General features: G+C 67.4%; 26 protein-coding genes. 18 read left to right on the top strand and 8 right to left on the bottom strand.

Annotated features, from left to right (window positions below):
• Nucleotides 1-47 precede the first annotated feature (47 nt).
• Genes CQ042_RS06485 through CQ042_RS06475 form a run of 3 tightly spaced genes read left to right on the top strand, consistent with a single transcriptional unit; the run spans nt 48 to nt 1471 of the window.
• Nucleotides 48-422 carry a helix-turn-helix domain-containing protein gene (locus tag CQ042_RS06485; RefSeq protein ID WP_258132094.1) on the top strand — a complete coding sequence of 125 codons (375 nt, stop codon included), beginning with the start codon at nt 48-50 and terminating at the stop codon, nt 420-422.
• A 48-nt stretch (nt 423-470) separates the two neighbouring features.
• Nucleotides 471-860 carry an ImmA/IrrE family metallo-endopeptidase gene (locus CQ042_RS06480; protein WP_105669663.1) on the top strand — a complete coding sequence of 130 codons (390 nt, stop codon included), beginning with the start codon at nt 471-473 and terminating at the stop codon, nt 858-860.
• Nucleotides 861-868: 8 nt separating this feature from the next.
• Nucleotides 869-1471, top strand: a complete 603-nt coding sequence (locus CQ042_RS06475) for a GNAT family N-acetyltransferase (protein WP_105669662.1) — start codon at nt 869-871, stop codon at nt 1469-1471.
• Between the two features lie 36 nt (nt 1472-1507).
• Here the strand turns inward: CQ042_RS06475 and CQ042_RS06470 are convergent, their stop codons facing one another.
• Nucleotides 1508-1711, bottom strand: coding sequence for a hypothetical protein (locus CQ042_RS06470; RefSeq protein WP_105669661.1), 204 nt, complete (start codon nt 1709-1711; stop codon nt 1508-1510).
• A gap of 90 nt (nt 1712-1801) precedes the next feature.
• Between CQ042_RS06470 and CQ042_RS06465 the strand changes: the two genes are divergently transcribed.
• Nucleotides 1802-2416: a flavodoxin family protein gene (locus tag CQ042_RS06465; protein WP_105669660.1), complete on the top strand. Its 615-nt coding sequence runs from the start codon at nt 1802-1804 to the stop codon at nt 2414-2416.
• A 5-nt stretch (nt 2417-2421) separates the two neighbouring features.
• Here CQ042_RS06465 and CQ042_RS06460 read toward each other — a convergent pair whose 3' ends face one another.
• Nucleotides 2422-3429 (bottom strand): hypothetical protein, encoded by a 1008-nt coding sequence (locus CQ042_RS06460; protein WP_105669659.1) that lies wholly within the window; start codon nt 3427-3429, stop codon nt 2422-2424.
• A 410-nt stretch (nt 3430-3839) separates the two neighbouring features.
• On the opposite strand from CQ042_RS06460, the gene CQ042_RS06455 reads away from it, so the two are divergent.
• The 5 genes from CQ042_RS06455 (at nt 3840) to CQ042_RS20405 (ending at nt 6137) form a co-directional block, all read left to right on the top strand.
• Complete coding sequence (locus CQ042_RS06455) at nt 3840-4385, top strand: PadR family transcriptional regulator (RefSeq protein ID WP_105669658.1); 546 nt, start codon at nt 3840-3842, stop codon at nt 4383-4385.
• On the top strand, nt 4382-5125 hold the full coding sequence (locus tag CQ042_RS06450; protein WP_105669657.1) for an alpha/beta fold hydrolase: 744 nt from the start codon (nt 4382-4384) through the stop codon (nt 5123-5125). The genes CQ042_RS06455 and CQ042_RS06450 overlap by 4 nt, the downstream gene beginning before the upstream one ends.
• A 223-nt stretch (nt 5126-5348) precedes the next feature.
• The gene (locus CQ042_RS06445) at nt 5349-5624 is read left to right on the top strand and encodes a hypothetical protein (RefSeq protein WP_258132091.1); all 276 of its coding nucleotides are present in this window, start codon (nt 5349-5351) and stop codon (nt 5622-5624) included.
• Nucleotides 5625-5729: 105 nt separating this feature from the next.
• Nucleotides 5730-5888, top strand: coding sequence for a hypothetical protein (locus CQ042_RS20410; protein ID WP_181157481.1), 159 nt, complete (start codon nt 5730-5732; stop codon nt 5886-5888).
• 84 nt (nt 5889-5972) lie between these two features.
• A complete protein-coding gene (locus CQ042_RS20405; RefSeq protein WP_181157480.1) occupies nt 5973-6137 on the top strand; it encodes a hypothetical protein in 165 nt (54 codons plus the stop codon).
• Between the two features lie 210 nt (nt 6138-6347).
• Here the strand turns inward: CQ042_RS20405 and CQ042_RS06440 are convergent, their stop codons facing one another.
• Nucleotides 6348-6644 (bottom strand): DUF1330 domain-containing protein, encoded by a 297-nt coding sequence (locus CQ042_RS06440; protein WP_105669655.1) that lies wholly within the window; start codon nt 6642-6644, stop codon nt 6348-6350.
• A 166-nt stretch (nt 6645-6810) separates the two neighbouring features.
• On the opposite strand from CQ042_RS06440, the gene CQ042_RS06435 reads away from it, so the two are divergent.
• On the top strand, nt 6811-7137 hold the full coding sequence (locus CQ042_RS06435) for a helix-turn-helix domain-containing protein (RefSeq protein WP_258132090.1): 327 nt from the start codon (nt 6811-6813) through the stop codon (nt 7135-7137).
• Between the two features lie 191 nt (nt 7138-7328).
• Here CQ042_RS06435 and nrdF read toward each other — a convergent pair whose 3' ends face one another.
• Genes nrdF through nrdH form a run of 4 tightly spaced genes read right to left on the bottom strand, consistent with a single transcriptional unit; the run spans nt 7329 to nt 11171 of the window.
• On the bottom strand, nt 7329-8306 hold the full coding sequence (gene nrdF, locus CQ042_RS06430; RefSeq protein ID WP_105669653.1) for a class 1b ribonucleoside-diphosphate reductase subunit beta: 978 nt from the start codon (nt 8304-8306) through the stop codon (nt 7329-7331).
• Between the two features lie 49 nt (nt 8307-8355).
• Nucleotides 8356-10500, bottom strand: coding sequence for a class 1b ribonucleoside-diphosphate reductase subunit alpha (gene nrdE, locus CQ042_RS06425; RefSeq protein ID WP_105669652.1), 2145 nt, complete (start codon nt 10498-10500; stop codon nt 8356-8358).
• Entirely contained in the window at nt 10497-10931 is a 435-nt protein-coding gene (gene nrdI / locus CQ042_RS06420) for a class Ib ribonucleoside-diphosphate reductase assembly flavoprotein NrdI (protein WP_029262703.1), read from the bottom strand. The genes nrdE and nrdI overlap by 4 nt, the downstream gene beginning before the upstream one ends.
• 6 nt (nt 10932-10937) lie before the next feature.
• Nucleotides 10938-11171 carry a glutaredoxin-like protein NrdH gene (gene nrdH, locus CQ042_RS06415; protein ID WP_017828869.1) on the bottom strand — a complete coding sequence of 78 codons (234 nt, stop codon included), beginning with the start codon at nt 11169-11171 and terminating at the stop codon, nt 10938-10940.
• Nucleotides 11172-11561: 390 nt separating this feature from the next.
• Here nrdH and CQ042_RS06410 point away from each other — a divergent pair, with 390 nt between their 5' ends.
• The 6 genes from CQ042_RS06410 (at nt 11562) to CQ042_RS06385 (ending at nt 17628) form a co-directional block, all read left to right on the top strand.
• Nucleotides 11562-12770, top strand: a complete 1209-nt coding sequence (locus CQ042_RS06410) for an MFS transporter (protein ID WP_181157479.1) — start codon at nt 11562-11564, stop codon at nt 12768-12770.
• A complete protein-coding gene (locus CQ042_RS06405; RefSeq protein ID WP_105669650.1) occupies nt 12767-13690 on the top strand; it encodes a sugar kinase in 924 nt (307 codons plus the stop codon). Before CQ042_RS06410 ends, CQ042_RS06405 begins: the two co-directional genes overlap by 4 nt.
• A 64-nt stretch (nt 13691-13754) precedes the next feature.
• Nucleotides 13755-14513, top strand: coding sequence for an alpha/beta fold hydrolase (locus tag CQ042_RS06400; RefSeq protein ID WP_105669649.1), 759 nt, complete (start codon nt 13755-13757; stop codon nt 14511-14513).
• Entirely contained in the window at nt 14510-15685 is a 1176-nt protein-coding gene (locus tag CQ042_RS06395) for an acyl-CoA dehydrogenase family protein (RefSeq protein WP_105669648.1), read from the top strand. The genes CQ042_RS06400 and CQ042_RS06395 overlap by 4 nt, the downstream gene beginning before the upstream one ends.
• 84 nt (nt 15686-15769) lie before the next feature.
• Nucleotides 15770-16237 (top strand): Lrp/AsnC family transcriptional regulator, encoded by a 468-nt coding sequence (locus tag CQ042_RS06390; protein ID WP_105669647.1) that lies wholly within the window; start codon nt 15770-15772, stop codon nt 16235-16237.
• On the top strand, nt 16234-17628 hold the full coding sequence (locus tag CQ042_RS06385) for an aspartate aminotransferase family protein (RefSeq protein WP_105669646.1): 1395 nt from the start codon (nt 16234-16236) through the stop codon (nt 17626-17628). Before CQ042_RS06390 ends, CQ042_RS06385 begins: the two co-directional genes overlap by 4 nt.
• A gap of 246 nt (nt 17629-17874) precedes the next feature.
• On the opposite strand, the gene CQ042_RS06380 is transcribed toward CQ042_RS06385, so the two are convergent.
• A complete protein-coding gene (locus tag CQ042_RS06380) occupies nt 17875-19422 on the bottom strand; it encodes a PucR family transcriptional regulator ligand-binding domain-containing protein (RefSeq protein ID WP_105669645.1) in 1548 nt (515 codons plus the stop codon).
• Nucleotides 19423-19522: 100 nt separating this feature from the next.
• On the opposite strand from CQ042_RS06380, the gene CQ042_RS06375 reads away from it, so the two are divergent.
• Complete coding sequence (locus tag CQ042_RS06375; protein ID WP_105669644.1) at nt 19523-21007, top strand: CoA-acylating methylmalonate-semialdehyde dehydrogenase; 1485 nt, start codon at nt 19523-19525, stop codon at nt 21005-21007.
• A gap of 15 nt (nt 21008-21022) precedes the next feature.
• Nucleotides 21023-22411 (top strand): aspartate aminotransferase family protein, encoded by a 1389-nt coding sequence (locus CQ042_RS06370; RefSeq protein ID WP_105669643.1) that lies wholly within the window; start codon nt 21023-21025, stop codon nt 22409-22411.
• Nucleotides 22412-22452 lie beyond the last annotated feature (41 nt).

The following is a 22452-nucleotide window of genomic DNA, read 5'->3' as shown; positions in this document are numbered from 1 at the left end:
CCAGAATGGCAGCATTCTGGCGTCGCCCCGCTGCTATGGTGAGCCAGGTGAAGACACCTGCCGAGGAGTTCAACGACGCTGTCGGTCGACAGATGCGCGCCGAGATCGCCGCGTCGCGAAGCAGTATCGCGGCGATGGCGCGGAGCATCGGGATCGCCCGCAGCGCGCTCGACAACTACGTCACGGGCAAGCGCGCGATCCCCGTGCCCGTCGTGTACGCCGTCTGCGCAGACCTCGGCGTCGAGCCCCACGTCCTGCTCGCTCGTGCCGAAGAACGACTCCGCGCCGACGGCGACACCACCGCGCGCATCACGCCGATCCGACGGGCACCCGATGTCGCCGGTCCACGCGAAGATGTACGCGAGGTCGCCTTCGAATCCCGCGCACGACACGACAGCGATACCGACGACCTCTACGAGTGACCCGCGTCCGCAGCCCCGGCGCGAGATGAGACGCACGAGGAGGGAATCATGCAGCACCTCCTCCGCCTCGCCGAGGACCAGGGGCTGCGCATCATCGAAAGGGCCGGCCCGACGCCGGGAGGTTTCGACCCTGCCGCGCGGACGATCCGACTCGATCCGGGGATGAGCAGACGAACGACGCGCAGCGTGCTCGCACACGAACTCGGCCACGCCTCCCTCGGCCACGTGCCCGCCCCGACCCCGACGATCCGCACCCAGCAGGAGCGCCAGGCCGACGAGTGGGCGGCGTCTCGACTGATCACTCCGCATGCCTATGCCGAGGCCGAGGAGTTCCGCGGGCCGCATCTCGCGAGCCTGGCCTTCGAACTGGAGGTCACGATCGAGCTGGTGACCGCCTTCCAGCGCCTGCTGCGTCAGTCGCTCCTCGTCGCTGGTTGAATATCGTCATGGCATTCCTCGTCGCCCCCTCCCCCGTCACGCTCACCGGAGAGCTAGTCGAACTCCGCCCGCTCGAACGCTCGCACGTCGACGGACTGATCGAGGCCGTGCAGGAGGGCGATCTGTGGAAGACCGCGTGGTACACGTCGGTCCCCGCGCCGGACGGTGTCGCGGCGGAGGTCGACCGACGGATCGGGCTCATCCCGAAAGGCGAGATGGTGCCCTTCGCGGCGTTCGACACGAGCGGCCGCATCCTCGGCCTGACGTCGTACTACGACATGGTTGCCGACGTTCCGCGACTGCACATCGGCTACACGTGGAACCGGCCGTCCGCGCACGGCACGGGCACGAACGCGGAATCGAAGCTGCTGCTGCTCCGTCACGCGTTCGAGACGCTCGGCGTCTTCCGCGTCGGCCTGACGACGCAGTGGGTGAACTTCCAGTCGCGCACCGCGATCGAGCGGCTCGGCGCCAAGCAGGACGGCGTGATGAGGGCGATGAGCCGCTACCGCAACGGAGCACTGCGCGACAGCGTCGAGTACTCGATCATCGAGCCCGAATGGCCCGCAGTCAGGGCGAACCTCGAGGCGAGGCTCGCCAGACGCCGTTGAGCGGTCGGCGTCACACGACGCGCTGACCGCGCCGGATCACTCGGTGGCGTTGCCCGACCAGTTCTTGGACCGACGGGTGGCCGTGCCGCGCTCGCGCAGGATGAAGGCGAGGGCGAGGGTGACCAGGAGGAGTCCGCCGCAGAACGCGAACGCGTTGTAGTCCGGCAGCTCGAACGAGATGCCCATCAGCCAGAATCCTCCGAGGAAGAGGAACATGAAGAAGAGGAAGCTGAGGATCACGGGATCTCCTGTCGTCGGTGCCGTTTACCAGGATAGCCCGGACACGGAAACCCCCTGTCCACACCCGGTGCCTTCTGGTCTGCTCGAGGCATGAAGACACCACTGACCGCGGTCGCCGTCTCATGCACGCTGAAGCCGTCGCCCGCCGCCTCCAGTTCGGATCTCCTCGCGACGCAGTTGCTCGATTCCCTGGCCGGACACGGGGTGACGGGAAGCCTCGTGCGCGCCGTCGACCTCTCCCTCAGCCCCGGGGTCGAGAAGGACATGGGCGGCGACGACGAGTGGCCGAGCATCCGGCGGCGGGTCCTGGATGCCGACATCCTCGTGTTCGTCACGCCGACCTGGATGGGGCAGCACTCGAGCGTCGCGCAGCGCGTGCTCGAACGCCTCGACGCGGAACTCGGGGAGACCGACGCGCGAGGCCGCCCCACACTGTTCGACAAGGTCGCCGTCGCCGGCATCGTCGGCAATGAGGACGGAGCGCATCACATCGCGGCGATCCTTTTCCAGTCGCTGAACGATGTCGGCTTCACGGTCCCCGCGCAGGGCTCGGTCTACTGGAACGGCGAGGCGATGCACACCACCGACTACAAGGACCTCGCCGAGACCCCGGAGAAGGTCGCGTCAGCGATCGGGACGGCGACGAGGAACGCCGCGCACCTCGCCCGGGCACTCAAGGGGCAGGAGTACCCGGCAGGCACGTGAGAGGATCAGCGGCGGAAGGTGATGACCTCGTCTCGCCGGGACTTCTCGAGCGACAGCCCGGCGAGTTCGAAGCGTCGATACACGCGCCTCGGCAGCGGCGGGAGCTCGGCGGAGAAGCCTCGTGGAGGCTTCGCGATCCCGGTGATCAGCGAGAGGTCCGCGCCCGCCCCGCGCACCTCGATCCGTGCGTAATCGCTGCGGGTGCGCCAGCGCAGCAGCTCCAGATCGCGGAACGGGATCGTGTGCATCGCGCTCCCCACTCGTACACGGAGGTGGTCGTTCCCGAAGGCGACGGTGCATTGCAGGGTGCGCCGGCGAAGGATCGCCGTGAACACCAGATACAGCGGAAGTCCGACCACGACCCCCATCAGGATGATCACGATCCGAGGCCCCATGCGCATCACGATGTCGTCGAGCGCGATCATCAGCACGACGGCGAAGAGTCCACCCACCGCGACGATGACGACGATCGCCCGGGTGAGCACGCGCGTGCGGACCTCGACGGCGGGGAAGCGCACGATCGAACCGTCGCCGCTCTCCTCCCGTTCCCACTGCGGCGTCACCGGTGGAGGTCGCTTCTTCGCGTCCCGCCGCGCGAAGAGGTCCGTGACACGACCGATGAGCCCAAGCCAGATCCAGCCGGTCGCAGGGATCGCCGCCATCTGGAGCACCACGGCGATCCCGCGCACGGTCTCGGGGAGGGGGTCGAGCAGATCTCCCCCGAACTCGATCACGAACGCGACCATCGCACCGAGCACGACGGCGACGCCGACATGCAGGATCGCTCCGTTTCGGGCCGGCACCATCTCCATGGTCGCGTTCACGAAGGCGAACCCGAAGCACCAGCCTCCGATCAGCATGAGCAGGAACGGGAGGAAGCTCAGGTCGTCGCCGAGGAGCGTGACGCCGATGGCCGCGAGCAGCAGGATCGTGCCCAAGAGGAGCGGTACGCGCACGAACGTCCGCGTCACCTTCACACGCACGCGCGTCTCGGCGGTGGTCTCCTCGGTCATCGGGAGGGAGCAGCGACCGGCGACGTGCGGCACTGTCTGTCACCGGCGCCGGTCACGAAGCACCCCCGAGATTTCATGCGTCCGATCGTACAGGGCGTCCGCCGGCAGCCCTGGGTGACAGGAAGCACCGCCGACGGCGCGAAGGGGAGGCGAGGAGTCTTCCGAACGTGGCAGCACCTAGCCTCCCGACACCCTTCGCCCTACGCTGTTCGGCATGGACGATCCGGACGTGAGCACGCCGCCTCATTGCCCTCACGATGACGTCGTGATGCGGGATGTCGCCGGGGGCTGGGAGTGCCCCGAATGCGGATTCGTGGAGCAGCCGCAAGACGTGTAGATCCGCGCCGGCGTCTACGCATCCCGCGCAGCCCTAGTTGACTTGTCGCCTAGGGCTATGCTTCACTGGCGGCGTGACCCTGTCCCGCGTCATCCTCGGCTTCCTCGCCGTCCACCCCATGACCGGCTACGACCTGATGCGTGCTTTCGCGACGTCGGCGGCGTACTTCTGGCACGCCGACAAGGCGCAGATCTACCGCACGCTCGCGAAGCTGGTCGCCGAGGGCCTGGCCGAGATCGAGATCGTGCCGGGAACCGATGCCCCCGACCGCGTGGTGCATCACATCACCACCCACGGTCGTACGGCGTTGCGCACATGGCTGCTCGCTCCGCCGGAGCGCCCCGCGCCTCGCGACCCCTTCATCGCCCGCGTGTTCTTCGCAGGAGAGCTCGAAGACGACGAGATCATCGCGATGATCGACGCGCGCACGGCGGATGCGGAGGCCGCGCGCGACGCGCTCAGTGCCGTCCGGGCGGTGACCGCGCACCCCGACGCCGGGGCCGACCGCTCGAGCTGGCTGCGTTCGATGACTCTCGATCAGGGCCTGCGCGAGCACGAGGAGCATCTCCGCTGGCTCGGTGCGCTCCGATCGGGGATCCGAGAGGGGGCGAGCGCATGACCCGCCCCCTGCTGTTCCTCCATGGCGGCACGGTCGGCGGCTGGAGTTGGGCGCCGCAACGGCAGGCATTCGACGACCGCGTCGTCCTGGCCCCCGACCTGCCGGGCTACCTGTCACGCCGGGACGATCCCTGGGGCGATTTCGATGCCGTGACCGACCGACTGGCGGCATTCCTCGACGAGGAGGCCGGCACGCCCGTCGATGTCGTCGGTCTGTCTCTCGGCGGCATCGCCGCACTGCACCTCGCCGCACGGCATCCCGCGCACGTCGCGAGCGTGTTCGTCACCGGAGCATCTGTGCTTCCTTACCGGCCGGCGATGCGTCTGATGAACCGGGTGCCCCTCGCCCTGTGGAACCGACGTTTCTTCTGGGCGGGGATGGCACGTCAGTTCGGACTGCGCGGAGAGGAGGCTACGCGCTTCGTGGCGAGCTGCCCACCGATCTCCCGCGCGAAGCTGAGCGAGCAGCTGCGGGAGGTCTACCGCGGGAACGTGACCTCCCTGGAAGACATCACCGCTCCACTCATGGCGATCGCGGGCGAGCGTGAGATGCGGTACTTCCACGACTGCCTGGAGGTCGTCCGCGCTGCTCGACCGGAGTCCACGATCGGACTCGCCCCCGGAATGCATCACGCGTGGAACGCCGAGGACCCTGCCCTCTTCAACGGCATCCTGCGCGCCTGGCTCGACGAGGGGGCCGCCCATCCCGACCTGCTCCCCCTCCGGCCGACGGCATCCTGACCAGGGGCGGCCCGCGCCAGCCGGGGAGCGCGCCTGCACCCGTTTCCCTGCGGGAATACCGGTTGAGGAGCGGAGCAACCGGTCGTAATATATTGGTGAATTCTGGCGGGCTGAAGGGCGCCCGTTGACCCCTCGGGCAGGGTTCCTATCCCTGCTTTTGGAGTCGTGCGTTCCTCTCGGTCACCGCCGTTGGTCAACTGATTGGAGTGTTGAGATGTTCACGATGCCCGATCCCCGATTCGAGCTCCGGAAGATCACCGATACCGAGTGGCTGATCCTCGATCACCGCTACGAGCCGAACGATTCCCGGCGCACCGTCGCGTGCGTCTACCAACTGGATGCCGTCGAGGTGGAGGTGCTGTGGCTGCGGAACCTCCCGCTGGCCACCTCCTACATGTCCGCAGCGGACGTGCTGGATGATGTGCAGCGTTTCCATGCTCCCGCGCGTGATCGCAGGCCGGTCCCGATCCCGCACAGGCCGCCCCTCGCCACCGCGTAGCGGCTCTCGACCTGGCATGGACTCGGGTCCCCTGTCAACGGGGAGTGGCCTGCGGGCTCCCCGCGGGAGACTGGTGGCCCACCGGGACTGCGATAGGAGACTCTGATGTCAGACCCTCAGACGTATCAGGACGACGACCGCGAAGTCGAGGCCGAGGGCATCGACCCGGACATGCCTTCGACCGACGACGACCGCGTCGTCCCCGACGATGACGAGGGGGATCGGGAGTCGGGCGACGATATCGACCTCTCAGATCTGCCCTAGCGTCCGCCCGGGAGGCTTCGCCAGCGGAGAGCGTGGCCTCTTCTGAACCCTCCACCGCACGATCGTTCACGAAAGGACCATCACATGAGCAGGAACAGCGACCGCAACGACATCAGCACGGAGCCATCTCCCGGCCCGGAAGAGCACGACAACCTCGGCTCCGAAGACGGCAAGGGGACCCCGCCGACGGTGCCACCCACTGATGCCGACGACGGCGACGTGCGTGCCGAGGATCCCGCCGAGCAGTGACACCGCACACCGCACAGCAGAGGTGGCAGGAGCGATGAACGCTGCTCAGGAGTAGCCGGTCTCGGAGAAGCGTGGGCAAACGCGGTCGGAACACGGGACCCAGACAGCTGCGCGTCCTGGCAGCAGCCCGGGGGCCTTCGCGATTCAGCAGTTCTGTTGCCAACCGGAGTTGATCAGACGTCTCGATACGCCGGGGCCGTTCGACCTCGGTCAGTGGAGGCCTTCGACGATGCGGAAGTCGCGCTCGAAGCCGTCGGGGAGTTCGGCCAGCGCCTCCTGGTAGACCGCACTCGCGCGTGCAGCGACTGCCTGTTCGAAGCTGTCGAACTCGATCAGGACGACGCGCTCGGCGATTCCGGCTTCGTGTGCATCGACCCGGCCGCCGATGCTGGCGAGCACCCGCCCCCGCGCGGCCGCGACGGCGACGCCGGCCAATTCGTTGTACGCATCTAGCTTCTCGGGGTCATCGATGGTGGGGTAGACGCTGACCCAGTAACCCTTGGGCATGGAACCTCCGTGTGAGATGAGCGCTTCGAATTCCGAAGCACTACCGTGATGTGCGAAACTACCGTTTCGGAATCCGAAGCACAAGAGTTGACGGAGAGTCATGAACGCGTTGCCGACGCCCATGCCGGGCCGGCCGGTCCGCGGTTCCACCACGGGACGACCGCTGATGGCGGCACTGGATCTGTTCGGGCGCCGCTGGACTCTCCGCATCATCTGGGAGCTGGGCGAAGAGCCATTGGGCTTCCGGCTGCTGCAGCGACGCTGCGACGGCATGTCCTCGAGCGTCCTGCGACAACGGCTCACAGAGCTTCAAGAGGCTCGGCTCACCGAGGTGCTGTCCAACGGCGACTACGCCCTCACCCCGCTCGGCCAGGACGCCCGCGAGGCCCTGCATCCGGTCATCGAGTGGTCTCGGCGGTGGGCCGCCGAGATTGCCGATGCGCCGCCCACTACCCCCGAGGATGCCGTCGACGGCCGGCGCAACGGGTTCTGACAGCGGCCCGCGCGGGACACGTCTCAGGGGTTGCCAGATGCACTCCATGCGAACCGCCTGAACTCGACGAGCGGCCAGTTCTCGCAATGCGGGCAGAACGCGGACGGACACGAAGAAACCCCCGGTGAACCGCTCGATATGAGCGATCCTCCGGGGGCTTCGGAGTCGCGAATTACGCGCCTATCCGAACCTTAGAAGTCCCAGTCGTCGTCTTCCGTCGCCTCGGCCTTGCCGATGACGTAGGACGAGCCCGACCCCGAGAAGAAGTCGTGGTTCTCGTCGGCGTTCGGCGAGAGCGCCGACAGGATCGCCGGGTTCACGTTCGTGACACTCGAGGGGAACATCGCCTCGTAGCCCAGGTTCATGAGGGCTTTGTTGGCGTTGTAGTGCAGGAACTTCTTTACGTCTTCGGTCAGACCGACACCGTCGTAGAGGTCCTGCGTGTACTGCACCTCGTTGTCGTAGAGCTCGTACATGAGCGAGAACGTGTAGTCCTTGAGCTCATCGCGACGCTCCTGGGTCTCGTTCTCGAGGCCCTTCTGGAACTTGTAGCCGATGTAGTACCCGTGCACGGCCTCGTCACGGATGATGAGGCGGATCAGGTCGGCCGTGTTCGTCAGCTTCGCCTTCGAGGACCAGTAGATCGGCAGATAGAAGCCCGAGTAGAACAGGAACGACTCCAGCAGGGTGGAGGCCACCTTGCGCTTGAGCGGGTCGTCGCCCTGGTAGTAGTCCATGATGATCTGAGCCTTCTTCTGAAGGTTCGGATTCTCGGTGGACCAGCGGAACGCCTCGTCGATCTCCTTCGTCGACGCGAGGGTCGAGAAGATCGAGGAGTAGCTCTTCGCGTGCACCGACTCCATGAACGCGATGTTCGTGTACACGGCCTCTTCGTGCGGCGTGATCGCATCGGGGATCAGCGACACCGCACCCACGGTGCCCTGGATCGTGTCGAGCAGCGTGAGACCGGTGAACACCCGCATGGTGAGCAGCTGCTCGTCGGGGGTGAGCGTGTTCCACGACTGCACGTCGTTCGACAGCGGCACCTTCTCCGGCAGCCAGAAGTTGTTCACCAGACGGTTCCAGACCTCGAGGTCTTTTTCGTCCTGGATGCGGTTCCAGTTGATCGCCTGCACGCTGGAGACCAGCTTGAGTCTTTCGGGAGTCATTTTCTTCGTCGTTTCTCGGGTTCAGCCGCGTTCTCAGGTCAGCAACAGGTCAGAGCATGCACGAGACGCACTCGGCCATGTCGGTGCCCTCGAGCGCCAGCTGACGCAGGCGGATGTAGTAGATCGTCTTGATGCCCTTGCGCCATGCGTAGATCTGCGCCTTGTTGATGTCGCGCGTGGTGGCGGTGTCCTTGAAGAACAGCGTCAGCGACAGACCCTGGTCGACGTGCTGCGTGGCAGCCGCGTACGTGTCGATGACCTTCTCGTAGCCGATCTCGTACGCGTCCTGGTAGTACTCCAGGTTGTCGTTCGTCATGAACGCCGCCGGGTAGTAGACGCGACCGAGCTTGCCTTCCTTGCGGATCTCGATCTTCGACGCGATCGGGTGGATCGACGACGTCGAGTTGTTGATGTACGAGATCGAACCGGTCGGCGGAACGGCCTGCAGGTTCTGGTTGTAGATGCCGTGCTTCTGGATGGAAGCCTTCAGCTCGGCCCAGTCGTCCTGCGTCGGGATGTGCTTGCCGGCGAACAGCTCCTTGACCTTCTCGGTCGCGGGGACCCACGCCTGGTCGATGTACTTGTCGAAGAACGCGCCAGACGCGTAGGTCGAGTCCTCGAACCCGTCGAACGTCGTGCCGCGCTCGATGGCCAGGTTGTTCGACGCACGCAGCGCGTGGAACAGCACCGTGTAGAAGTAGATGTTCGTGAAGTCGATGCCCTCTTCGGAGCCGTAGTACACGTGCTCGCGAGCGAGGTAGCCGTGCAGGTTCATCTGGCCGAGGCCGATCGCGTGAGAGCGGTCGTTGCCGTCTTCGATCGAACGCACCGAGCCGATGTGGCTCTGGTCGCTGACCGCGGTGAGCGCACGGATCGCCGTCTCGACCGTCTGGCCGAGGTCGTCGGCATCCATCGACAGCGCGATGTTCATCGAGCCGAGGTTGCAGGAGATGTCCTTGCCGATGTTGTCGTACGACAGGTCGTCGTTGTACGTGGTCGGCGTGTTCACCTGCAGGATCTCGCTGCAGAGGTTGGACATGTTGATCCGACCCTTGATCGGGTTGGCCTTGTTCACCGTGTCTTCGAACATGACGTACGGGTAGCCGGACTCGAACTGGATCTCGGCGACGGTCTGGAAGAACTCGCGCGCATTGATCTTGGTCTTCTTGATGCGCGGGTCGTCGACCATCTCGCGGTACTTCTCGGTGACCGAGATGTCGCCGAACGGCACGCCGTAGACCTTCTCGACGTCGTACGGCGAGAACAGGTACATGTCCTCGTCGTTCTTGGCGAGCTCGAACGTGATGTCGGGCACGACGACACCCAGCGACAGCGTCTTGATGCGGATCTTCTCGTCGGCGTTCTCACGCTTGGTGTCGAGGAAGCGCATGATGTCGGGGTGGTGGGCGTTGAGGTACACCGCGCCGGCGCCCTGACGCGCACCGAGCTGGTTGGCGTAGCTGAAGCTGTCTTCGAGGAGCTTCATCACGGGGATGATGCCCGAGGACTGGTTCTCGATCTGCTTGATCGGCGCACCCGACTCGCGGATGTTCGAGAGCAGCAGAGCCACGCCGCCGCCGCGCTTGGAGAGCTGCAGGGCGGAGTTGATGCCGCGCGCGATCGACTCCATGTTGTCTTCGATGCGCAGCAGGAAGCAGCTGACGAGCTCGCCGCGCTGCGCCTTGCCGGCGTTGAGGAAGGTCGGGGTGGCCGGCTGGAAGCGGCCGGAGATGATCTCCTCGACGAGCGCGACCGCGAGCTTCTCATCGCCGTCGGCGAGGCCGAGGGCGGTCATCACGACACGGTCCTCGAAGCGCTCGAGGTAGCGCTTGCCGTCGAACGTCTTGAGCGTGTAGCTCGTGTAGTACTTGAACGCACCGAGGAAGGTCTCGAAGCGGAACTTCTTGCCGTAGGCGAGGTCGTTGAGCTTCTGGATGAACTCCATCGAGTACTTCTCGATGACGGCGCCCTCGTAGTACTCCTTCTCCACGAGGTAGTCCAGGCGCTCCTTGAGCGAGTGGAAGAACACCGTGTTCTGGTTCACGTGCTGCAGGAAGTACTCCCGCGCGGCGCGCTTGTCGGCGTCGAACTGGATCTTCCCGTTCGCGTCGTACAGGTTGAGCATCGCGTTGAGGGCGTGATAGTCGAGTCCCTCGTAGGAGGGGTTCGCCTTGAATGCCACTGTCTCGGTCACTGAAGCTGCCACCGTCGTTCCAATCCGTCGCTCACGCGATCCACATCGTCTTGTGTGCCGAAGATCTCGAGCCGATACAAGTGAGGCACGTGGCACTTGCGGCTGATGATGTCACCGGCGAGGCAGAAGGCATCGCCGAAGTTGGTGTTGCCCGCGGAGATCACGCCGCGGATGTGGCGCCGGTTGCGCTCGTCGTTGAGAAACCGGATCACCTGTTTCGGAACTGCGCCCTTCTCGACGCCGCGCCCCGCTCCCCCGCCGTAGGTGGGGGTGACCAGTACGAAGGGTTCGTCGATGACGAGGTCTTCTTCGTGTCGATGGAGGGGGATGCGTCGGGATGGGAGCCCGAGCTTCTCGATGAACCGCGCGGTGTTACCCGAGACGCTCGAGAAGTAGATCAGGAGCGGCGCTGCGGTCGCGACGGCGCTCATGCGACATCACGCCAGACGGGAGGCGAGCTCGTCGATCTTGTCGGGGCGGAAGCCCGACCAGTGCCCCTCGTCGGTGACGACGACGGGTGCCTGCATGTAGCCGAGTGCCTTGACCTGCTCGAGCGCCGTCGGGTCTTCCGACAGGTCGAGGATCTCGTACTCGATGCCCTTGGCATCGAGGGCACGGTAGGTGGCGTTGCACTGAACGCAGGAAGGCTTTGTGTAGACCGTGATCGACATCTTTTCGTAACCCCTCAAATCTCTGGCCTGCTTCTCATCAGGCTGTTTCCCGGTAGACCCCCTGCCGGGACTTCAATACTACATATGGGGACCGACATTGGGGGCGACCACAAGGGGTAGTAGTTACATCCTTGTAGTTATCCACCGTTCTCTACAGATACAACACAGGTTCTCCACCGTTTCTTCCACAGGTCGAGCCCTCTCCCGGAGGCCCTCGAACCGCGTGAAATCGCGGCTGGGAAGCCCCGGTGAGCGATCCATCCACAGGAGGGACGTTACGGGCCCCCACGGACATTCGGATTCCTGTGGAAATCGCCTTTCGGCGTGTCGCGGGCGTGTCGCGCATCGGCCCCTTCGGCGGCCGCCCCCGCCGCCCGGTACCGTTGTCTGGTGGCGGGATACCGGGATCTTCTTCGCACGCCGGGAGTGGCGCGCATGATCGCTGCCCAGCTGACCGCGCGCTTCCCCAACGGGATGATGTCTCTCGCGATCCTGCTGCACGTCGAGCAGCAGACCGGGTCCTACGGCTCTGCAGGCCTGGTCCTCGCCGCGACCAGCGTGGGCCAGGCGATCGCTGGTCCCATCACCAGCCGCTGGATGGGCGTGTGGGGCATGCGACGGGTGATCACCCTCACCCTGTCGGTGTGCGTCGTTGCCGTCCTGTGCCTCGCCCTGCTCCCGCTCGAAGTGCCGGGGTACATGGCGCTCGGAATGGTGGCAGGGCTCTCGACCCCGCCCGTGCAGGCTGCGGTCCGCACCATCTACCCCAAGCTCGTGAACTCCTCGAACCTCACACCGCTGTTCTCCCTCGACGCCTCGTTGCAGGAGATCATCTGGGTGCTGGCCCCCGTCGTGATCACGCTCGTCTCGACTCAGATCGGCACCGCGGAAGGCCTGCTGCTGGTGGCGATCATCCTCGTCGGCGGCGGCGCCTGGTTCATCCTCTCCCCCGAGGTCGGGCGGGTGCGCATCCCGCGCAGCCGCAACGCGCTCGGCAAGGTCGTGCTCAAGCCACCCGTGCTGCTGGCGACCGTGATCGGGTTCCTGCTGATCGGAGCCTGCGCCGCCGTCGAGGTCGGCGTCGTCGCGACGTTCGAGCACGGAAGCCTCGCGGCCGGCCTCGTGCTCGCCGTGTTCTCGGCAGGAAGCCTCGCCGGCGGTCTGGCCTTCGGTCACATCCCCATCGGCCCGTGGGCCATGGCGCGCCGACTGCTGATCGTGACGATCGGCCTCGGCCTGACGATGGTCATGCTCAACGTCTTCTGGCTGGGCGGCACCCTGATCCTCGCCGGCATCGGCATCGCTCCCGCTCTGGCCGTGCTCTTCGCCATCACCTCGGCCAGCGTGAAGTTCAGCGAGACCGCAGAGGCCTTCGGCTGGGCAGGCACCGGCCAGCTGATCGGCGCCGCCGCCGGATCCGCCGTCGCCGGCTTCCTCGTGGACGTCGGCGACTGGCGCGGTGCGTACCTGGCCGCCACGATCTTCGCTGCGGTCGGGCTGATCGTCGCCGTCGTCTTCGTCCGTTCCTTCCCCGACCTGCGTCACCGCGACGCGAGCCCGCATCCCGACACCGAACCCCTGGCGGTCACACCTTCATGAACTCTTCCTCCTCCTCTCCGACCTCTGCCCCCGAGATCGTCTGCGTCGGCGAGACCATGGCGCTGATCACCCCGACCGATCACCGACTCGCCGATGCCGCCCAGGCGACCATCGGCCTGGCCGGCGCCGAGTCCAACGTGGCCGCCGGCGTCGCCGCCACCGGACACCGTGTCGTGTGGGCTTCACGTCTGGGCGCGGACCCGCTCGGAGACAGGGTCGCCACCGAGCTCGATCGCCGCGGCGTGGAGCTGTGGGTCGAACGCGATGACGCCGCCTCGACCGGAGTGATGTTCAAGGACCCGGGTGCCGAGTCGTCTTCCGTCTACTACTACCGGCGAGGTTCGGCCGCCTCCCGCATGGAGCCGGGGTTCCTGACGGCGTCGCAGCTCGAGGGCGTGCGGATCGTGCACACCACCGGGATCACCCCCGCACTCTCCGCGTCGTGCAGCGAGATGGTCGACCGGCTCTTCGCCGACGCGCGCACGGCCGGCGCCCTCGTGTCGTTCGATGTGAACGACCGTCGCCCCCTGTGGAGCAAGGAGGATGCCGCCGACACCCTGGCGCGCCTGGCGGACGCCGCCGACATCACCTTCGTCGGCCGCGACGAGGCCGAGCGCATCTGGGGCACGGTGACCCCGGCCGAGATCCGTGCCTTCCTGCCGAACTGCGCACTGCTGGTCGTCAAGGACGGCGACGTCGGAGCCACCGCCTTCGACGGCGATGCCGAGCCGGTCTTCGTGCCCGCCCCCGTGGTCGAGGTCGTCGAGCCGGTCGGCGCGGGAGACGCGTTCGCTTCCGGCTTCCTGGCGGCGACGCTGGAGGGAGCGGACCTCGCCGCACGACTCTCCGCCGGGCACGCCGCGGCGGAGCGGGTGCTGAGGATCGCCGCGGACCTCCCGCCGCTGGTGCCGCACGGCTGACGCCCCGCCCGGTTCCCGTGGTCGCAGCGGCGACCGCGTACCCGGCCGGTCGTAGGCTGGTGCCATGCCTGCACCGCTCACCCTGCCTCGCATCTCATGGGGGTCCCCGTCGGCCTCTCGGCGGGCTCTCCTGGTTCACGGTCTCGGTTCCTCCGGCGCACTGATGTGGCGCCTCGGCGACGCTCTCGCCGAGGCCGGGTGGCACGCCACAGCCGTCGATCTCCGGGGTCACGGCGATGCCCCGCGCTCCCTCGACTACTCGGTCGCGGCATACGGTGCCGACCTCGCCGCGACGCTCCCGGAGGGCGGCGGCTCCTGGGATGCCGTCATCGGCCATTCCCTCGGTGGCGCATCGAGCACGGTCGCCGCGGCATCCGCTCCGGAATGGACCCGGCGTCTGGTGCTCATCGACCCCGCGATCCACGTGGACGGTCGCGATGCGGCGATCGTCCGTCGGAGCCAGGAGCGCGCATTCGCCGACACCCGGCTCGAGGTCGTGCAGCAGGAGCACCCGCACTGGCATCCGCAGGACCAGGAGCTCAAGGTAGACGCCGTGCGGCGTGCGAGCGCGTGGGCGGTGGAGCAGACCAGCGCCCAGAATCAGCCGTGGGACGTGCGAGCCGAGGCTGCGCGCCTCACCGTGCCCACGCATGTGATCGGCGCCGACCCCGCCGTCTACAGCATCTTCGCGGGCGACCTCGCGGCCGAAGTGCTCGCAGCGAACCCGCTGATCACCCTCTCCGTTGTCGAGGGCGCGGGACACTCCCTGCATCGCGACCGCCCCGAGGAATCCATCCGGCAGCTTCTGGAGGCACTGGCATGAGCACGTTCGACCCCACTCCGTTCGACCCCACCGTCTTCCTCCCCGACGACCTGATCGAACGCATCCGCGAGCGCGCGCCGATCCACGACCGCGAGAACACCTTCCCGCAGCAGGACCTCGACGAGCTGCGGGCCGCGGGATACCTGTCGATCCTGGTGCCGACCGCGCGCGGCGGCGCAGGGCTCGGTCTCGCCGAGGCCGCGATCCTGCAGCAGCGCCTCGCCGGCGCTGCTCCGGCGACGGCCCTGGCGATCAACATGCACCTCGTGTGGACCGGCGTCGCGAAGGTCTTCTCGGACCGCGGCGTTCCCGGCCTCGAGTTCGTGCAGGACGGCGCGGTGGCGGGCGAGGTCTTCGCGTTCGGCATCAGCGAGGGCGGCAACGACCTCGTCCTGTTCGGCAGCGACACCGCCGCGGTGCCCGATGACGACGGCGGCTACGCGTTCACGGGCACCAAGATCTTCACGTCGCTCGCGCCGGTGTGGACGCGGCTCGGGCTGCATGGTCTCGACACCACGAGCGCCGACGCGCCGAAGCTCGTGTTCGCATTCGTCGAGCGGACGGACGCCGTCGCCACGTCCGACGACTGGGACACGCTCGGCATGAGGGCGACGCAGAGCCGGACCACCCGGCTGAACGGCGCCATCGCGGATGCCGCGCACGTCGTGCGGCGCATCGATCCGGGTCCGAGCCCCGATCCGATCGTCTTCGGCATCTTCTCGGTGTTCGAGATCCTGCTCGCCTCGGTGTACACCGGCATCGCCGGTCGCGCGCTGGAACTCGCTGTGGCGACGGCGCAGAAGCGGCACTCGAAGAAGACCGGACTCGCATACAGCCAGGACCCCGACATCCGGTGGCGCATCGCCGACATGGCCATCGCGTACGACGCACTCCCCCCGCAGATCGCAGCCCTCGCGCGCGACGTCGACGACCGCGCCGACAAGGGCGCACGCTGGTTCCCGCTCCTCTCCGGCGTCAAGCATCGGGCGATCACGATGGCCAAGCACGTGGTGGACCAGGCGATGCTCGTCGCGGGAGGCGGATCGTACTTCTCCGCGAATGAGCTCTCCCGGCTCTACCGCGACGTGCTGGCGGGGGCGTTCCATCCCTCCGACCCCGAGTCCGCGCATTCGACCGCGGCGAGCGCCCTGCTGGGACCGCTCGAATCCTGAACGATTCCGCCGATTCCGCTGATTGAGTCGGTCGATCCCGCGGAATCGGTTGCCGAGAGCACTCTCGAGTGCGAAGATCGCACCATGAGTCCGGCGAAGAAGCATCTCTCCCTCGATGCCGTCTCCAAGACGATCATCGAGCTGCTCCAGGAAGACGGCCGTCGTTCGTACTCCGACATCGGTCGGACGGTCGGGATGAGCGAGGCGGCCGTGCGACAGCGGGTGCAGCGCCTGACCGAGTCGGGCGTCATGCAGATCGTCGCGGTCACCGATCCGATGCAGCTGGGTTTCCACCGCCAGGCGATGATCGGCGTCCGGGTGTCCGGTGATGCCCGGCGCGTGGCGGAAGCCATCGCCGCGATCGAGGCCGTCGACTACGTCGTCATCACGGTCGGCTCGTTCGACGTGCTCGCCGAGGTCGTCTGCGAAGACGACGACGACCTGCTCGCGCTGATCAACGACGTCATCCGCCCCATCGAGGGCGTCCTCTCCACCGAGACCTTCATCTACGCCAAGCTGCAGAAGCAGCTCTACAACTGGGGGACCAGATGAGCACCGCACGCACCATCCCTTCCGAGTCCGATCTGCAGACGATGGCGAAGGACCATCTCTGGATGCACTTCACCCGGCAGTCCACGATGGCCGAGTCGGGCGTCCCCATCATCGTCAAGGGCGACGGGCACCGGATCTGGGATGCCAAGGGCAAGGAGTACTTCGACGGCCTCGCCGGGCTCTTCGTGGTGAACGCCGGCCACGGGCGCCGCCGACTGGCCGAAGCCGCGGCGGCGCAGGCTTCCGAGCTGGCGTTCTTCCCGCTGTGGTCGTACGCGCACCCGGCGGCGATCGAACTGGCCGACCGTCTCGCCGACGAAGCGCCCGGGGACCTCAACAAGGTCTTCTTCTCCACCGGCGGCGGCGAGGCCGTCGAGACCGCGTTCAAGCTGGCCAAGCACTACTGGAAGCTGCAGGGCAAGCCCGCCAAGCACAAGGTCATCTCGCGCGCGGTGGCCTACCACGGCACTCCGCAGGGAGCGCTGGCGATCACCGGCATCCCGGCGATGAAGTCGATGTTCGAGCCGGTCACCCCCGGCGGCTTCCGCGTGCCTAATACGAACTTCTATCGCGCGGCCGAGATGGGCGGACCGGCCGACGACATCGAGGCCTTCGGGCGCTGGGCGGCCGACCGCATCGAGGAAATGATCCTCTTCGAAGGCGCCGACACCGTCGCTGCGGTCTTCCTGGAGCCCGTACAGAACTCCGGCGGCTGCTTCCCGCCCCCTCCCGGCTATTTCGCCCGCGTCCGCGAGATCTGCGACCGCCACGACGTGCTGCTCGTCTCGGACGAGGTCATCTGCGCGTTCGGGCGCCTCGGCCACACCTTCGCCTGCACAGGCCTCGGCTACGTGCCCGACATGATCACGTGCGCCAAGGGGATGACGAGCGGCTACTCTCCCATCGGAGCGACGATCATCAGCGATCGCATCTACGAGCCCTTCTCGAAGAGCGATGTCTCTTTCCCGCACGGCTACACGTTCGGCGGGCACCCGGTGTCGGCCGCGGTCGCCCTCGAGAACCTGGCGATCTTCGACGAGGAGGGGCTGAACGCCCATGTGCGCGAGAACACCCCGCTGTTCCGCGCTGAACTCGAGAAGCTGCTCGACCTGCCGCTGGTCGGCGACGTGCGCGGTGACGGATACTTCTTCGGCATCGAGCTGGTGAAGGACAAGGCCACTAAGGAGACCTTCGACGAAGCCGAGTCCGAGCGGCTGCTGCGCGGCTTCCTCTCCCCCGCACTCTTCGAGGCCGGCCTGTACTGTCGCGCCGACGACCGCGGCGACCCCGTGATCCAACTCGCACCACCGCTCACGGTCGGCCCTTCGGAGTTCCGCGAGATCGAGCAGATCCTGCGGGATGTGCTGACACGCGCGCAGTCGGTGCTCTGACCGTCGCGGAACGCACGCCGACACGCCAGATGTCGGCCGTTTCCGTGCGGTACGTCCGACATCTGGCGTGTCGGCGTGCAGCGTGCACCCGGAAGCCAGGACACTGCGGCTCCCGGCGTCGGGAGAAACAGGCCCGACGGAGCACGGGTCCGAGGGCGAGCACCGGTCCGAGGACGAGCACCGGCCCGACGGAGCACCGGTCCGAGGGCGAGCACGCGCGGTGCAAGACAAGCGACGTCACACAGGTCAAGGTCGGCCTGCGGACCCGGTGCTCCGTCTCGTCAGGAGGGCGAGGTGGAGCGCCGCGAGCGTCTCCCCGTCGTCGAGGTCGATCTCGAGGAGGTCACCGATCACCGTGAGGCGCTGGTAGAAGACCGAACGCGAGAGGTGGCTCGCGGCTGCCGCGGCCGAGCGATTACCGGGATGGGCGACCAGCGCCGACAGCACATCGAGCAGGTCGCCCCGGCGTTCACGGTCATAGGCCACGATCGGCGCCAGCATCCGCTCGCTGTGAGCGAGCAGACGGTGATCATCACGCAAAGAGGCGACGAAGCGCTCCAGCGGGCGGTCGTCCACTCGCCGCACTCGCGGACCGGCATCCGAGCGATCGCCGGCCGCCAGCCCCATCGCCGCACGCAGCGAGGCGAGCAGACCCAGCACATCATCCGCAGGCGGTCCGACGAAGACGGTGCGGTCGGGCCCGACGATGCGTGCGACGACCGCATCCGAGAGCGCGACGGATGCCGGCAGCGACAGGAGCGCGACGACGTCGTCGCCCACCAGCGCGGAGACCGCAGCGAACCCGGACTGCGCCGCACGCTCCGCGAGCTGTCCGGCCGACTCCGCACCGCGGGCCACGATGCCATGGCAGTGACGCCCGAGGAACGTGAATCCACTGGTCGCGAGGCGGGCCACGATGTCATCCGGACTCGCGAAGCGCGCGCCGAGCAGATCGTCGATGAGGCCACGCTGCGCGAGCATCGACCACTCGGAATCCCCGTCGTCCGCGAGACAACCGAAAGCGAGGGCCGTCGCCCCCAACTCGAGCACGGTGAGCCGGCCGGCCGGATGCGCAGGCCCCGGCAGCGCGAGCAGGGTCCCCCACCGCACTCCTCGCGCCTGCACGGGAACGCGGTCCGTCCAGCGCAGCTCTCCCAGCGCCTCCGCCACCGGCGTCCGCAGAGTCTCGTGCGCGATCACCTCGCGCGCCATGTTCTCCAGCACCACAGGCGCGCCGAGCGCTCGCGCCGTCTCGGCGACGACGACATCGGCCGGAGCTCCCCGCAGGCTCAGTGCCGTGAAGAGGTCATGCAGATGCTGGCGTTCTCGCAGCGCCATGGTCTGCGCGGCGATCAGTGCCCGGTGCACGGCCTCCGTGACGGCCACGAACTTGACCTCGCTGTGCAGGGCGATCAGGGCGAGCCCACGCTCCGTGCACACCTCGACGACGGCATCCGGGACGCGCGTCTGCCCGGACCCGAGCTCGACCACGATGCCCGCGACTCCGGCATGGGACAGGCCGAGTGCGAAGTCGGCCAGTTCCTCGGCGGCGGTCGGCCACCCGGCTCCGGTGCTGAGCAGGAGCTCGCCGCCGTCGAGCAGACGGGCGACACCCGCACTGTCGGACACGTGCACCCAGCGCACGGCCGCATCGAGCGCGGCGCCGCCGACGACGACCTCGGGCGCGCCGGCCTGCAGCGCGGGCTCCGCGAGTACATCGGCGATCGTGAGGAGCGCGTGGTCGCGCGTCGGACGATCTGTCCGGATGGGATGGAAGTCCTGACGCTCTGACATCGCTCGTCATTCTCTCCCTCTGTGATCATTGAGAAGCATCAGCCTATCGAACGCCGGTCAAAGTGTTCGGATCATCAATTTCAGCAGTCGGAGGAACATCGTGGACATCGTCCGTCACGTCATCAACGGCGCAGAGACCGCGGAAGCGGCGCGCACCGGCCAGGTCTTCGATCCCGCGACAGGGCAGGTCTCCAAGCAGGTCGCTTTCGCATCCACCGCCGAGGTCGATGCCGCGATCGCCGCCGCCGCTGCCGCCTTGCCCGCCTGGCGCGAGACGAGCCTGATCAAGCGTGCCGATGTGTTCTTCCGCCTGCGCCAGCTGCTCAAGGAGCGCACACCCGAGCTCGCGGCGATCGTCACCTCCGAACACGGCAAGGTGCTCTCGGATGCGGCGGGCGAGGTGTCACGCGGCATCGAGAACGTCGAGTTCGCCGCCGGCCTCGTGCATCTGCTCAAGGGCGAGCGCAGCGAGCAGGTCTCCCGCGGCGTCGATGTGCACTCGGTCAGGCAGCCCGTCGGCGTCGTCGCGGCGATCACGCCGTTCAACTTCCCGGTCATGGTGCCGCTGTGGATGGTGGCTTCAGCGATCGCCTGCGGCAACACGGTGATCCTGAAGCCGAGCGAGAAGGACCCGTCGGCTGCCGTGTGGATCGCGAAACTCTTCACCGAGGCGGGGCTCCCCGACGGCGTGCTCAACGTGGTCAACGGCGACAAGGAGGCCGTCGACGCGCTCCTCGACTCCCCCCGGGTCAACGCCGTCAGCTTCGTCGGCTCCACCCCGATCGCCCGTTCGATCTATCAGCGCGCCTCGACCGCAGGCAAGCGCGTGCAGGCGCTCGGCGGCGCCAAGAACCACATGGTCGTGATGCCGGATGCCGACATCGACGGGGCCGCCGATGCGGCGATCTCCGCCGCCTACGGCTCCGCCGGTGAACGTTGCATGGCCGTCTCGGTTCTGGTCGCGGTGGGAGACGTCGCCGACGAACTCGTCACGGCGATCGCGGACCGCATCGGCGGCCTCACCATCGGCGCCGGCACGGATGCCGCGAGCGAGATGGGTCCGCTCATCACCCGCGAGCACCGCGACAAGGTCGCCTCCTACGTGACCGGAGCCGCGGCCGAGGGGGCGAAGGTCGTGATCGACGGCACGCAGAAGGAGTTCGACTCCGACGGCTTCTTCCTCGGCGTCAGCCTGATCGATCAGGTCGCCCCCGGCATGAAGGTCTACGAGGACGAGATCTTCGGCCCGGTGCTGTCGGTCGTGCGCGTCGAGACGTATGCCGACGCGGTGGCCCTCGTGAACGCCAACGCCTACGGCAACGGCACCGCGATCTTCACGCGCGACGGCGGTACCGCCCGACAGTATGAGTTCGACATCGAGGTCGGTATGGTCGGTGTGAACGTGCCGATCCCGGTGCCGATCGGCGCCTACTCGTTCGGCGGGTGGAAGGACTCGCTCTTCGGCGACTCCCACATCTACGGTCCGGAGTCGGTGCACTTCTACACGCGGTCCAAGGTCGTCACGACCCGCTGGCCCGACCACACCCCGTCCCAGATCGACCTGGGCTTTCCGAGCAACCACTGACACGGAGCGATCACGATGACGAACTTCACCGACCGCCACGGCGTCTCGCACCCGCTCCCCGCCCCCGAGGCCGAGGCGCAGGTGCGGGCGGACGACCGCGGCCACGTCTTCCATTCCTGGAGCGCGCAGGGCCTGATCGACCCGCTGCCCGTCGCCGCGGGCGAGGGATCGACGTTCTGGGACTACCAGGGCAACTCCTACCTCGACTTCTCCAGCCAGCTCGTGAACCTGAACCTGGGGCACCGGCATCCCGACCTGGTCGCCGCGATCCAGCAGCAGGCTGGCCGCCTCTCGACGATCCAGCCGTCGATCGCCAACGACGTGCGCGGAGAGCTCGCGCGCCTGATCGCCGAGGTCGCCCCCGAAGGCCTCGAGAAGGTCTTCTTCACCAACGGCGGCGCCGAGGCGAACGAGTACGCCGTGCGGATGGCCCGCCAGTTCACCGGGCGGCGCAAGGTGCTGTCGATGTACCGCAGCTATCACGGCTCGACCTCGACCGCGATCTCCCTCACCGGCGACCCGCGGCGCTGGGCGAACGACACCGTCGACTCCGGAGCCGTGCGCTTCTTCGGGCCGTACCTGTACCGCTCGCCGTTCCACGCCGAGACTCCCGAGCAGGAATCCGAGCGCGCGCTCGCCCATCTCGAGCAGACCATTCTGCTCGAGGGTCCGCAGACCATCGCGGCGATCATCATCGAGACCGTCGTCGGCACGAACGGCGTGCTCGTCCCGCCGCCCGGCTACCTGCAGGGTGTGCGCGAACTGTGCGACCGCCACGGCATCGTATACATCGCCGACGAGGTCATGGTCGGCTTCGGCCGGCTCGGCGAGTGGTTCGGCATCGACGCGTTCGACGCCGGTCCCGACCTGATCACCTTCGCGAAGGGCGTCAACTCGGGCTACGTGCCTCTGGGCGGCGTGGTGATCTCCGACCGCATCGCGAGCGCCTTCGACACGATGCCGTTCGCGGGCGGGCTGACCTACTCGGGCCACCCGCTGGCGTGCGCGGCAGGTGTCGCGACGTTCGAGGTGTTCCGTCGCGACGGCATCCTGGAGCGCGTGCGCGACCTCGGCGCACGCATCGTCGAGCCGACGGTGCGTTCCTGGGCGGACAAGCACCCGAGCGTCGGCGATGTGCGCGGGCTCGGGCTGTTCTGGGCGATCGAGCTGGTACGCGACAAGGAGACGCGCGAGCCGCTCGTGCCGTTCAACGCCTCGGGTGCGGACGCCGCCCCCATGGGCGCCTTCGCCGCGGCCGCCAAGAAGGCCGGCGTCTGGCCGTTCACGCACTTCAACCGCATGCATGTGGCCCCACCGCTGGTGATCAGCGAGGACGAGCTGGTGCGCGGGCTCGCGGTGCTCGACGACGCGCTCTTCGTGGCCGACGAGGCCGCCGCCGTCTGACGCGAGTACACGAAGGCAGGAGGCCTCGGCGACATCGCGTC

The sequence above is a fragment of the Microbacterium sp. MYb62 genome, assembly GCF_002979475.1.
GTDB lineage: Bacteria > Actinomycetota > Actinomycetes > Actinomycetales > Microbacteriaceae > Microbacterium.
Note: the sequence above shows the minus strand (reverse complement) of the source record. Positions and strands in the feature narration are given on the sequence as shown.

What these genes read in the sequence shown, in the direction of transcription:
- CQ042_RS06480 (WP_105669663.1), top strand. Translation starts at nt 471, where the DNA reads ATGCAGCACCTCCTCCGCCTCGCCGAGGACCAGGGGCTGCGCATCATC.
- CQ042_RS06475 (WP_105669662.1), top strand. Translation starts at nt 869, where the DNA reads ATGGCATTCCTCGTCGCCCCCTCCCCCGTCACGCTCACCGGAGAGCTA.
- CQ042_RS06465 (WP_105669660.1), top strand. Translation starts at nt 1,802, where the DNA reads ATGAAGACACCACTGACCGCGGTCGCCGTCTCATGCACGCTGAAGCCG.
- CQ042_RS06460 (WP_105669659.1), bottom strand. Translation starts at nt 3,429, where the DNA reads ATGACCGAGGAGACCACCGCCGAGACGCGCGTGCGTGTGAAGGTGACG.
- CQ042_RS06450 (WP_105669657.1), top strand. Translation starts at nt 4,382, where the DNA reads ATGACCCGCCCCCTGCTGTTCCTCCATGGCGGCACGGTCGGCGGCTGG.
- CQ042_RS06445 (WP_258132091.1), top strand. Translation starts at nt 5,349, where the DNA reads ATGCCCGATCCCCGATTCGAGCTCCGGAAGATCACCGATACCGAGTGG.
- CQ042_RS20410 (WP_181157481.1), top strand. Translation starts at nt 5,730, where the DNA reads ATGTCAGACCCTCAGACGTATCAGGACGACGACCGCGAAGTCGAGGCC.
- CQ042_RS20405 (WP_181157480.1), top strand. Translation starts at nt 5,973, where the DNA reads ATGAGCAGGAACAGCGACCGCAACGACATCAGCACGGAGCCATCTCCC.
- CQ042_RS06440 (WP_105669655.1), bottom strand. Translation starts at nt 6,644, where the DNA reads ATGCCCAAGGGTTACTGGGTCAGCGTCTACCCCACCATCGATGACCCC.
- CQ042_RS06435 (WP_258132090.1), top strand. Translation starts at nt 6,811, where the DNA reads ATGGCGGCACTGGATCTGTTCGGGCGCCGCTGGACTCTCCGCATCATC.
- nrdF (WP_105669653.1), bottom strand. Translation starts at nt 8,306, where the DNA reads ATGACTCCCGAAAGACTCAAGCTGGTCTCCAGCGTGCAGGCGATCAAC.
- nrdI (WP_029262703.1), bottom strand. Translation starts at nt 10,931, where the DNA reads ATGAGCGCCGTCGCGACCGCAGCGCCGCTCCTGATCTACTTCTCGAGC.
- nrdH (WP_017828869.1), bottom strand. Translation starts at nt 11,171, where the DNA reads ATGTCGATCACGGTCTACACAAAGCCTTCCTGCGTTCAGTGCAACGCC.
- CQ042_RS06405 (WP_105669650.1), top strand. Translation starts at nt 12,767, where the DNA reads ATGAACTCTTCCTCCTCCTCTCCGACCTCTGCCCCCGAGATCGTCTGC.
- CQ042_RS06400 (WP_105669649.1), top strand. Translation starts at nt 13,755, where the DNA reads ATGCCTGCACCGCTCACCCTGCCTCGCATCTCATGGGGGTCCCCGTCG.
- CQ042_RS06395 (WP_105669648.1), top strand. Translation starts at nt 14,510, where the DNA reads ATGAGCACGTTCGACCCCACTCCGTTCGACCCCACCGTCTTCCTCCCC.
- CQ042_RS06390 (WP_105669647.1), top strand. Translation starts at nt 15,770, where the DNA reads ATGAGTCCGGCGAAGAAGCATCTCTCCCTCGATGCCGTCTCCAAGACG.
- CQ042_RS06385 (WP_105669646.1), top strand. Translation starts at nt 16,234, where the DNA reads ATGAGCACCGCACGCACCATCCCTTCCGAGTCCGATCTGCAGACGATG.
- CQ042_RS06380 (WP_105669645.1), bottom strand. Translation starts at nt 19,422, where the DNA reads ATGTCAGAGCGTCAGGACTTCCATCCCATCCGGACAGATCGTCCGACG.
- CQ042_RS06370 (WP_105669643.1), top strand. Translation starts at nt 21,023, where the DNA reads ATGACGAACTTCACCGACCGCCACGGCGTCTCGCACCCGCTCCCCGCC.